Annotated in this window: 9 protein-coding genes; 2 read left to right on the top strand and 7 right to left on the bottom strand. The window is 64.1% G+C overall.

Annotated elements, in window-relative coordinates; translation table 11 throughout:
* Window positions 1–447 precede the first annotated feature (447 nt).
* From clcA to ABD906_RS02385, 5 genes are all read right to left on the bottom strand, one after another.
* On the bottom strand, window positions 448–1,833 hold the full coding sequence (gene clcA / locus ABD906_RS02405) for a H(+)/Cl(-) exchange transporter ClcA (protein WP_345098022.1): 1,386 nt from the start codon (window positions 1,831–1,833) through the stop codon (window positions 448–450).
* 226 nt (window positions 1,834–2,059) lie between these two features.
* Window positions 2,060–3,169, bottom strand: coding sequence for an alpha-hydroxy acid oxidase (locus tag ABD906_RS02400; protein ID WP_345098021.1), 1,110 nt, complete (start codon window positions 3,167–3,169; stop codon window positions 2,060–2,062).
* Window positions 3,170–3,227: 58 nt separating this feature from the next.
* Window positions 3,228–3,578: a RidA family protein gene (locus ABD906_RS02395; RefSeq protein ID WP_345098020.1), complete on the bottom strand. Its 351-nt coding sequence runs from the start codon at window positions 3,576–3,578 to the stop codon at window positions 3,228–3,230.
* Between the two features lie 10 nt (window positions 3,579–3,588).
* On the bottom strand, window positions 3,589–4,701 hold the full coding sequence (locus tag ABD906_RS02390; protein WP_345098019.1) for an NAD(P)/FAD-dependent oxidoreductase: 1,113 nt from the start codon (window positions 4,699–4,701) through the stop codon (window positions 3,589–3,591).
* On the bottom strand, window positions 4,698–6,302 hold the full coding sequence (locus ABD906_RS02385) for an ABC transporter substrate-binding protein (protein WP_345098018.1): 1,605 nt from the start codon (window positions 6,300–6,302) through the stop codon (window positions 4,698–4,700). Before ABD906_RS02385 ends, ABD906_RS02390 begins: the two co-directional genes overlap by 4 nt.
* A 134-nt stretch (window positions 6,303–6,436) precedes the next feature.
* On the opposite strand from ABD906_RS02385, the gene ABD906_RS02380 reads away from it, so the two are divergent.
* Together ABD906_RS02380 and ABD906_RS02375 are read left to right on the top strand one after the other, a co-directional pair.
* Entirely contained in the window at window positions 6,437–7,360 is a 924-nt protein-coding gene (locus tag ABD906_RS02380) for a LysR family transcriptional regulator (protein WP_345098017.1), read from the top strand.
* Between the two features lie 148 nt (window positions 7,361–7,508).
* Window positions 7,509–8,228 (top strand): fumarylacetoacetate hydrolase family protein, encoded by a 720-nt coding sequence (locus ABD906_RS02375; protein ID WP_345098016.1) that lies wholly within the window; start codon window positions 7,509–7,511, stop codon window positions 8,226–8,228.
* A 71-nt stretch (window positions 8,229–8,299) separates the two neighbouring features.
* Here ABD906_RS02375 and ABD906_RS02370 read toward each other — a convergent pair whose 3' ends face one another.
* A complete protein-coding gene (locus ABD906_RS02370) occupies window positions 8,300–8,797 on the bottom strand; it encodes a YciE/YciF ferroxidase family protein (RefSeq protein ID WP_345098015.1) in 498 nt (165 codons plus the stop codon).
* 193 nt (window positions 8,798–8,990) lie between these two features.
* Complete coding sequence (locus tag ABD906_RS02365) at window positions 8,991–10,235, bottom strand: saccharopine dehydrogenase family protein (protein ID WP_345098014.1); 1,245 nt, start codon at window positions 10,233–10,235, stop codon at window positions 8,991–8,993.
* Between the last annotated feature and the right edge of the window lie 49 nt (window positions 10,236–10,284).

Genomic DNA, 10,284 nt, shown 5'->3' with positions numbered 1-10,284 from the left:
TTCGTGACGATCTCGTCGGGCTTGTGTCGCTTGTTGGCCATTGTGGTCCTCCTTCATGGTCAAAACCATACTTCAAGGTGGACCCGTTCAATGGGGGTGGATCACGGCGGGCTGCTCGGTTAGCGCGCTCGCCTCGCGCGGTACTGCAAACGATGCCAGCATGGCTCCCACGCCGCCCAGGAACAGGCGGCGGTTGAGATCGCTCGATACGCGGGCGAAGGCAGCCTGAGCCGCCGGGCCACAACGGGGGCAGGTCGTAACCGCACCGGGTGATACTCGTTCACACGTTAGGCGTGTCGTTTCGCCCTGATTGCGGTGCCCAAATCCCAGCAATGAACGCATGACTCCTCCCGATCGTTAACCAGCAAAGCACCGTCTGGGATTGTTGGAACATGGCCCGGAGATTTGTGCAACCCTGCCCGGAGACAATTTCGGCCGCGTGTCGTGCTAATGGCGCATTCTCCGGCTCGGGTCGGATGGCGGAACTGCGGCAAGGCCCGCTTCCGGTTGGCCTTCGGCAGGCGGGGCAATTTCGGCCTGGGCAAGTGTGCGCTCCAGCATCTGTTCGTAAATGGGGCGGCCGCCCAACCATTGCGCGACGAGGCTCGCGCCAAGACAGGCGGCTAGCATGGGCAGAGTGAGCGCATAGGCGCCGGTCAGCTCCATTACCAGCACGATACCCACGGCGGGAGCGCGCACCGACGCGGTGAACAGGGCGGCCATCGCTACGACGCCGAAGGAGACGGGCGAGATACCCAGGCTCTTTAACAAACCGGGAGAGACAAGTTCGATGGCGGTGCCGAAGGCAAGGCCGATGCAGGTGGCAAGCGTCAGGATCGGGGCGAAGATGCCGCCGGGCGTACCCGCGGAGTAGCTTGCCACCGAAGTGGCGAGACGCGCAGCCGCCAGGAGCAGGAGCACGGACAGGGCAGGGGTATGTGCTACCAGCTCGGAAACGACGCGCTCGCCGCCCGTTACCGTTTTCGGGGCGAGAACGAGCAGGGCGCCGACGGCGAACCCCACGGCGGCGGGCCAGGCATAGGGTATGCGGCGCTGGACCGTGGCCGCGAAGTCCAGCATCCGCAGGATGCCGATGTTGAAGGCCACGCCCACTATGCCGAGGAGAGCCCCGAGCAGAGCGAAAGCGGGCAGGGCGCTCAGCGCCGCGCGTGACGTCTCGATGAACATGAAGGGCTGCCAGCCGGAGATCATCTCGGTCATCGTGGTGCCGGCCAGGGCCGCGGCAAAGACACCCATGTAGGTGCGGAAGCTGTAGGGGAACTGCCGCCGCGTTTCCTCGATCACGAAAAGCACGGCGGACATGGGGGCGTTGAAGGCGCAGGCAAGGCCCGCCGCAGCTCCTGCTGCCAGCAACGCCCTGCGATCGCTCCCATCGACACGGAAGAGGTCGGCGGCGGCAAGCGCCGCGGAGCCGCCCATGTGGATGGTCGGGCCCTCGCGGCCGAGCACCAGGCCGGAACCAATGGCGGCGATGCCGGCGGAAAACTTCACCGGCAGCACGCGCGGCCACCGGACCTCGCGCAGCCCTTCGATGGATCCTTCGATCTCGGGAACGCCGCTGCCGCCCGCCTCCGGCGCGTAGCGGCGGGTGAGCCACACGGCAAGTACCGTCGCGGCCATGGTGACGAGGCCGCAGGCAGCGACGAGCCGCCAGCCGTGGAGATGGCGGGCCAGCCAGGCGGGCCATTCAATGAGGCTTTCGATGATCAGATGGAACAGACCGCCGAAGATGCCGGTGAGGATGCCGGCCACGAGCGCGACCATGACGAAACGCGCCTGGCTAATTTGCGTATCGGGCTGTTCTCCCTGCATGAAGCCCCCCCTCTCCAGACGGTGCGCGGTGACACGCCCGCCGCCTTTGGCGAACAGAAGGGATCATGCAGAAGCGCGGACGCGCGGGGAAGGGGCCTGTTGCGCTGCGATGAAGTTATCCCGGGGGCGGGGGACTTGCGGAGTGCGTTGGCGCGGTTGCCGCTGTGGGGCCTGACATGGTCCGGTCCAGGCATGAGGGTTCGCCCCATGCCTGGTTGTTACGCGATCAATTCGGGCGCTGATCGCCGCGACGCCGGAAGATGGCCGGCGTCAGGTCGCTGATTGTACTGCAACCGAGGTGGCCCATGGTGGACCAGAATTCGTCGCGCAGCAGGTCGAGCACGCGCTTCACGCCCTCCTCGCCATCGGCGGCGAGCCCGAGAGCGGCAATGCGTCCCAGGGCGACGGCGTTCGCGCCAAGGGCGATGGCGGTGACGATGTCGCTGCCACGGCGGATACCGGAGTCGAAGATGATCGGCACGTCAGGACCGGCTTCCTCGCGGACTTCGGCAAGGGTGTCGATGGCCGCCGGGACGCGATCGACCGTCCGGCCGCCATAATTCGAGACATAGAGGCCGGCGGCGCCCGCCTTCAGGGCATTGTAGGCGTCCTTGCGACTGCCCACGCCCTTGACGATGCAGGGCAGCGGTGAGGCCGCCATGACGCGGGCCGCCTGCTCCCAGGTCCAGCGGGGCTGGGTGAAGTCGAGCAGTTCCTCCAGCATGCGGATGTCCGACTTGCCGGGGCCGAAGTTGGAAGGGGTTCCCTGTCCGGGGATCGAGAAACGGTCCTCCATCATGCGCTCGCGCCACTGGCGGATGGGCGAGAAGGTGACGCAGATGTATTCGTAGCCAGCATCCTTCGCGCGGTGGATCATGTCGAGAACCTGTGCCTCCTCGCCGCAGAAGGTCATCTGGAAGATGACTGCGGCGGGAGAGGCGGCGCGCACTTCCTCGAGCGAATGGCCGGCGGCAACCGGAACCATCTGCCGGATGCCGGCCGCATGGGCAGCTCTGCCCACGGCCAGCATGCCGTCGGGATGGAAAAGGGTTTCGCCGCCGCCGAACGGCGCCGTGAAGGCCGGGAATGTCAGCTCGTAGCCCAAAACGGTCGTGCGCGTGTCGGGATTGCTGACGCCGGTGAACAGGGGAGCGTCGAACAGGTAGCGGTCGAAGGCGGCAACGTTTTCTTGGGCGGTAACCTCATCCCCCGTGCCGCAATGGAGATAGTTCCATTCCACATCGGAAAGCTTGCGGCGCGCGGCTTCGCGAATGCCGCGCAGCGAAGCGTATTTCTCCCGAGTGGCGTAGCGATCGTCTCTGCGTATCTCTTTCATGGCAGTGTTCCAGAAAAGATCAATGTGGAATGGGGGGATGAGGCACCGCGCAAAGGGATCAGTCTACGGCGGCCGTGATCACCACCTCGATCAGCCTGCGCGGATCGCCCAGATCCGCCACGCCGATGGTGGCGCGGGCGGGCAGATGGTCCTCGCCGATCCACTCAACCCAGACCTTGTTCATTTCCTCTTTCTTCGACATGTCAGTGAGGTAGATGCGGGCCTGCAGGATCTTGGTCTTGTCGGTGCCGCACTCCGCCAGAAGTCCATCGAGCTTCTCGCAGATCTGGCGGGTCTGGCCGGCCATGTCGAGGTTCACGTCGGAGGCGCCGTGGCCGCCGCAATAGAGCACACCGTTATGCTCGACCGCACCGTGCATGATGCGGTGTTTTCTGTGACGCTTGATCATTCTTGTTCCTTCAGGTCATCCGCGGGTGGGGGGTGTAGGGGGTGAGATCAAAGCCCGGGTCTTCGCCGACCGCGATGCTTGCGAGCAGCTTGCCGGCAAGGGGGCCGATGGTGAGACCGGAAGCGCCAAGGCCGTTGCCGATGACCAGCCCCTCGATGCCTTCCACGCGCCCCAGGATCGGCGTGATGGACGGGCCGGCCGGACGGAAGCCGACGCGGGTTTCAAGGATGGTGGCGTTCGCAAGACCCGGGGCAAAGTGCAGACCTGCGCTCAAGACCTCGTGCTGTCCAGCGGCCGTCACGCGATAGTCGAAGCCGGTTCCGTTCTCGCGCGTGGCGCCAATCACGACGCGGCTGTCGTCGAAGGCGAGCAGGTAGTGGCTGGCCATGGGCAGGAGGACGGCCCAACGGGAGGTGTCCACTCCCGGCAGGGACAGGTGCACGATCTGTCCTCTCTGCGGCACGACCGGGTGGTTCAGGCCAAGCGGCGCCAGGATGCGCGAGGCCCAGGCACCGGCTGCCACGACGATCTGGTCGACCGCCACTTCCTGGTCGCGACCATCGCGGAGGATGGCGCGGCCGTTCAGGAGCTGGAGGGTTGCCAGATCGCTGCGCAGTTCGGCGCCGGCGGCTACGGCCGCGCGCAGCATGGCGGCAGACAGAAGACGGGCGTCGACACGGGCGCCGCCCGGCACGAACAGGGCCTTCATGTCCTCGCGTAGCGGTGGGAAATGGTCGCGCGCCTGCTCCGGGGAGATTTCCTGGAAACCGCCCGTTTCCGGCGCCGCGGCTGTGCGGCGGGCGAGGCGCTCGGCCGCGGCGTCGAATTCTGCTGGATCGTCGGCCACGACGAGGGCGCCGACCTTGCGGTAGCCGACCTGCGACTCGCCGCGGGCGGTCAGGTCCGCAATCAGCTGGTCATAGTAACGGGCGCCGGCGGCATAGAGCGCATACCAGCTTTCATCATCCGCCTTGGTGGCCCAAGGGCAGACGATGCCGGCGCCGGCGAGGGTGGCCTTGCCGGGGTGGCCCTCGTCAAAGACGATGACCTGATGCCCGGCAAGGGCAAGGTGATAGGCGGTGCTGGCGCCGAGCATGCCGGCGCCGATCACGGCGATCTTCATTCGACAGTCACTCCTGAAAGCCGAGAGGTTCCAAAGATGGCGGGCACGTAGCCCTTCACCGACTTGTTGACGATGGTGATGTGGTCTGCCCCGCCGAGAACAACCACCGGAACCTCCTCATGCACGATCTCCTGGATCCGGTGATAGAGCTTGGTGCGCTCCTCCTGGTCCGTGATCTGTCCGGCCTTGGTCATGATCTCGTTGTATTCGGGATTGCACCAGGCGCCGATGTTGGACGGATTGGGGACATTGTCCGAGCTGCAGGCGAGATAGTTGTTCGGGATCTGGCTCGGGTCGGGGAAGTCGTAGATGCCGCCGAACATGCCGATCTCGGCCTCGCCCTTGCGGGCGCGGTCAATGTATTCGGCCCATTCATAGGTCATGATCTCCACATTCACGCCGATCTTGGCCCAGTCCTGCTGGATCATCTCGGCGGCGCGGCGTCCGTTCGGCATGTAGGGGCGGGAGACCGGCACGGCCCAGAGCTGGACGGACAGGCCGTCGTCGAAGCCGGCTTCCTTCAGAAGCGCCTTGGCGGCTTCCGGATCATACTCCCACGGGCCGATGTCGGAGGCATGGCCCCACAGGGCAGGCGGGATGACGGCACCGGTGACATGGCCCATGCCGCTGTAGACGACCTCCACCAGGCTCTTCATGTCGATGGCCTGGGCGAGCGCCTGACGGACGCGCTTGTCCTTGAACTTTTCGAGCCGGAAGTTGAAGTGCAGCATGCCGGTCGAGGCGACGGGCGTGCGAACGGCCTCGACATTGGGAGCCTGCTCGATCGTCTCGCGGTCCGCGAGGTTTGGATAGAGGCCGATCAGGCACTCGTTGGCAAGTGCGCGCTGAAGGCGCACGGAAGCGTCGCTGGAGATGGCCATCACGACGGAATCCACCAGCGGCGTGCGGCTCCGGTCGCCGATCTGGGCGCCCCAGGTCTCCTTGAAGGGCTCGAAGCGGATCATCGTGTCGGACTGGTAAGCCTGCAGCTTGAATGGGCCGGTGCCGATGGGCTGCAGGTCGAGCTGTTCGGGCGTTCCCGCCTTCAGCATGGCATCCGCGTATTCCGCCGATGTGATCGCAAGCGACCCGTGGGCCAGCGTGCCGATGAACGGCGCGTAGGGGTTCTTCAGCGTGAAGGCGACGGTGTAGTCGTCAATTTTCTCGATCCGGTCGATGATGTCCGCCAGCTTGGCGTTGAAGGTGATGTAGTTGCCGCCGCTGACCGAATAGTACGGATGATCCTTGTTCATCATCCGCTCGAACGTGAACATGACGTCGTCCGCGTTCATCGTCCGCGTCGGCGTGAAAAGGTTATTCGACTGCCACTGCACGTTCTGGCGCAGCTTGAACGTGTAGGTCTTGCCGTCGTCGGAAACGGTCCAGCTTTCGGCAAGCGCCGGCTCGATGTTGGAACCGCCGGCTTCGACCGTGACCAGACCATCATAGATCTGGCCCAGAGCATAGATGGTGGTGCCGTTGCTTGTCAGTTCAGGATTGAAGATTTCCGGAGAGCCTTCCAGACAGACGCTCAAGACCTGAGCCTGTGCCGGTGCCGCTACGAGCGCTGCGAGAACGCCAAAGATCGCCGTCGTTTTCATTATCCCCTCGTCGAGATGTGTGAGCAGACATCCTGGGGGTATTGCACGGTGCTATTTCATGATTGTCAAATGGCTATTCTTCCGGACATTATTCCAGGAACTCATGATCGTGCGGCAGCCGGGGGAGGGAAGCCGTGAACATTCGTCAGCTCGAAGCCTTTCACGTGGTGATGGAGACCGGCTCCGTCACGCTTGCCGGCGAACGGCTCGGAATTTCCCAGTCGGCGGTGAGCAAACTGCTCAAGGCACTTTCGGAAAGCTGCGGCTTCCAGCTCTTCACCAGAAGCGGCGGCCGGATGCTGCCCACGGCGGATGCCAGGATTCTCGCAAGCGAGGTGGAGCGTCTGTTCGCGGGCACGGACCGCATTCGCCGCCTGGCGCGCGCCGTGCGCGACCGGGAATGGGGTCATGTGACGGTGGCGGCCCCGGCGGCCCTTTCCGCACGTTTTTTGGGCCTGGTGCTCGGCGACATGCTCGGCGCGCAGAATGATATTCGCGTGACGCTGCTCAACCAGGCAAGCCCGCGCGTGGCGGAGCTCGTGGCCGCTCAGCAGATCGACATCGGGGTGAGCTTCCAGCCGTTCGAGCATCCGCATGTGCAGGACGAGGCCATTGCCAGCTTCGCGATGGACTGCGCCGTTCCGGCCAACCACCCGCTCGCAGGGCGGGAGGTCATCAACATCGAAGACCTTCGCCACGAACGGCTGATCGGCACCCAGCGCAGCGACTGTTCGATCATGACCATCGACAGGGCATTCCAGCTGCAGGGCGTGCAGAGACGGGTGCATGTGGAGGTGCCCATGTCGGAAACGGCCTGCGATTTCGTCGCCAAAGGAGCGGGAATAGCGATCGTGCCGCCCTTCGTGGGGCTGGGATGGGGGCCGGACAGGATCGCGCGACGGCCTCTGCTGCCCGCCATCAGCCTGGGCATCTGGCTGTTGATGCCTTCCACGCGCCAGCCGTCGCTGGCAGCGCAGAAGGTGGCCGAGGTGATCCGCGAGGGGTTGATGCCCTTTGCCTTCGCGCCCGACGAAGCGAAACGGCAAGCGGCGGAGTGAACATCACCCAGGCCGCAATTCTGCCCCCCGCTGCTGAAAAGCATTCGGATGACGTTCCCAATGGCCGTGGATGGCGCGGGACAAGCGCTGGGAAACGGCCGAAAACATGCTATGCAGTCGCACGCGACGCACGATTTGGGAGCCGATCATGAGTGAGAGTTCAGCGCACGGGACAGGACAGGCGGCAGGGTTCGTCATTCAGCCCAATCCCGTGCCGGTCCTGCCGGTGGAGGGTACGAGCGACGTCTTTCCGGTCAACCGCATATTCTGCATCGGGCGGAACTATGCCGCACATGCGGTGGAGATGGGGCATGACCCGGACAAGGAGCCGCCGTTCTTCTTCCTCAAGCACCCGGCGGCGGTGATCACGGACGGCACGTTCCCCTATCCGAGCGAGACCTCGGATGTGCATCACGAGATCGAGATGGTGGTTGCTCTGGACAAGGGCGGCAAGAACATTCCGGTCGATGCGGCGCTGGAGCATGTCTACGGCTATGGCGTCGGGCTGGACATGACGCGGCGCGACCTTCAGGCGGAGGCGAAGAAGCTGGGCCGTCCGTGGGAAGTGGCAAAGAGCTTCGAGGCGTCGGCGCCGAGCGGGCCCCTGGTTCCCGCCAGCCGGATCGGGCATCCCGCCCGGGGCCGGGTGGAGCTCACGGTCAACGGCGAGGTGCGGCAGGAAGGCGACCTCAACCAGATGATCTGGAAGGTGCCGGAGATGATCGCGGTGCTTTCGCGCTATTTCGAGCTGCAGCCGGGCGACATCATCATGACTGGCACACCCGCGGGCGTTGGGGCGGTCCAGCGCGGCGACGTGATGGAAGCCAGCATAGAAGGCGTCGGCCGCATCACCGTGAAAGTGATCTGAAGTCATTTCAGACAACAGAAAACCGTCCGCGCCGGAGCGCAGACGGTTTCATCGAACAATCCGGAAACCGGTCAGGCGGCCTTGGCCATCTCGTTGGCAGAGGCGTCGGCGAGCACGGTCAGGGACTCGTCGGTCTTCGACTCTTCCTGCAGGGTCTCGTCGAGAAGCTTCACCGCTTCGGCAAGGCCCAGTACCTCGGCCCAGCGCTTCAGCGTGCCGTAGCGGGTGATCTCGTAATGCTCCACTGCCTGGGCGGACGAAATCAGGCCGGCGTCGAGGGCAGGCATGCCCTTGAACTCTTCCATGATCTCCTCGCCCTCCTCGATGATGCCATCAATGGCCGGGCAGGTCTTGCCCTGTGCGCGCTTGCCGAGGACCTCGAAGATCTGCTGCAGGCGCTCGATCTGGCCTTCCGTCTCCTCCTTGTGCTGCTGGAAGGCAGCCTTGAGTTCGTCGGTCGAGGCGGCGCGCGCCATCTTGGGAAGCGCCTTCAGGATCTTGCGCTCGGCGTAGTAGATATCCTTGAGCGTATCCAAAAAGAGGTCGTCCAGGGTCTTTTCTTTCGCCATTTCCAGTTCCTCCGGGGAATGTCTTGGGGTTGAGAAGTCTGCGGGTACAAGTGCTGGCGGCGGGAAAGGTTCCACCCGATAACAAAGTACCGGAGGCAGGGGTGCTGGGGCCCTCAGAGGGAACGGGGGTACAAAAAAGGCGGCGCGGGAGATGCCGCGCCACCTTATGTTGGTGACTATGCGATCGGCGTGATCAGAACGTGGAGCTCAGCTCGCGGTCGCCCTGCTCGTCGCGGATGCGGGTCGGCAGACCCAGCTTGTCGAGCACCTTGAGGAACGGACGCGGCGGAAGCTCCTCCACGTTCGCCATCTTCTTGACGTCCCACTCGCCGGTGGCGATCAGCATCGCCGCGGCGACGGCCGGAACGCCAGCCGTGTAGGAGATCGCCTGGCTTCCGACTTCCTCGAAAGCCTCCTTGTGGTCGGCCACGTTGTAGATGAAGACTTCGCGCTCCTTGCCGTCCTTCTTGCCCTTGACCAGGTCTCCGATGCAGGTCTTGCCCGTGTAGTTCGGGGCGAGAGAAGCCGGATCCGGCAGGACAGCCTTGACCACCTTCAGCGGCACCACTTCCTGGCCATTGTCGAGCTTGATCGGCTGCTCGGACAGGAGGCCCAGGTTCTTCAGAACCGTGAAGACGTTGATGTAGTGGTCACTGAAGCCCATCCAGAAGCGGACGAACGGCACGTCGAGGTTCTTCGACAGCGAGTGGATCTCGTCATGGCCGGTCATGTAGGTCGTGCGGGTGCCAACAACCGGAAGATCCCACTCCTTGCGGATCTCGAACATCTGGTTCTGGGTCCACTGGCGGTTCTGCCACGACCAGACGCGGCCCGTGAACTCGCGGAAGTTGGTCTCCGGATCGAAGTTGGTGGCGAAGTAGCGGCCGTGGTTGCCCGCATTGACGTCGATGATGTCAATGGAGTCCAGCGTGTCGAAGTATTCCTGGGCGGCCAAAGCAGCGTAGGCATTCACGACGCCCGGGTCGAAGCCGGCGCCGAGGATGGCGGTGACGCCAGCCTTCTCGCAGGCCTCGGCACGCTTCCACTCGTAGTTGCCGTACCACGGCGGGGTCTCGCAGATCTTCAGCGGATCCTCGTGGATGGCAGTGTCGATGTAGGCCGCGCCGGTCTCGATGCAGGCCTGGAGCACCGACATATTGATGAAGGGCGCGCCGACGTTGATGACGATGCTCGCCTTCGTCTTGCGGATCAGCTCCTTGGTGGCCTCGATGTCCAGAGCGTCGAGCTGGTGAACTTCCAGCACGCCCGGCGTTTTCAGATTTCCCTTCTCATGAATCGATGCGCGGATTGCCTCGCATTTGGCAACGGTGCGCGACGCGATATGAATATCGCCAAGTACATCGTTGTTCTGCGCGCATTTGTGCGCCACAACCTGGGCAACACCGCCAGCGCCTATGATAAGGACATTCTTTTTCATTTCGCCGGGAACACTCCTTTTACGTTTCCAAGGGACGGGTGGATCTAAC

The sequence above is a fragment of the Chelativorans composti genome, assembly GCF_039541695.1.
In the GTDB taxonomy this organism is placed as follows: domain Bacteria; phylum Pseudomonadota; class Alphaproteobacteria; order Rhizobiales; family Rhizobiaceae; genus Chelativorans; species Chelativorans composti.
This window is presented reverse-complemented; position numbering and strand designations above follow the sequence as displayed.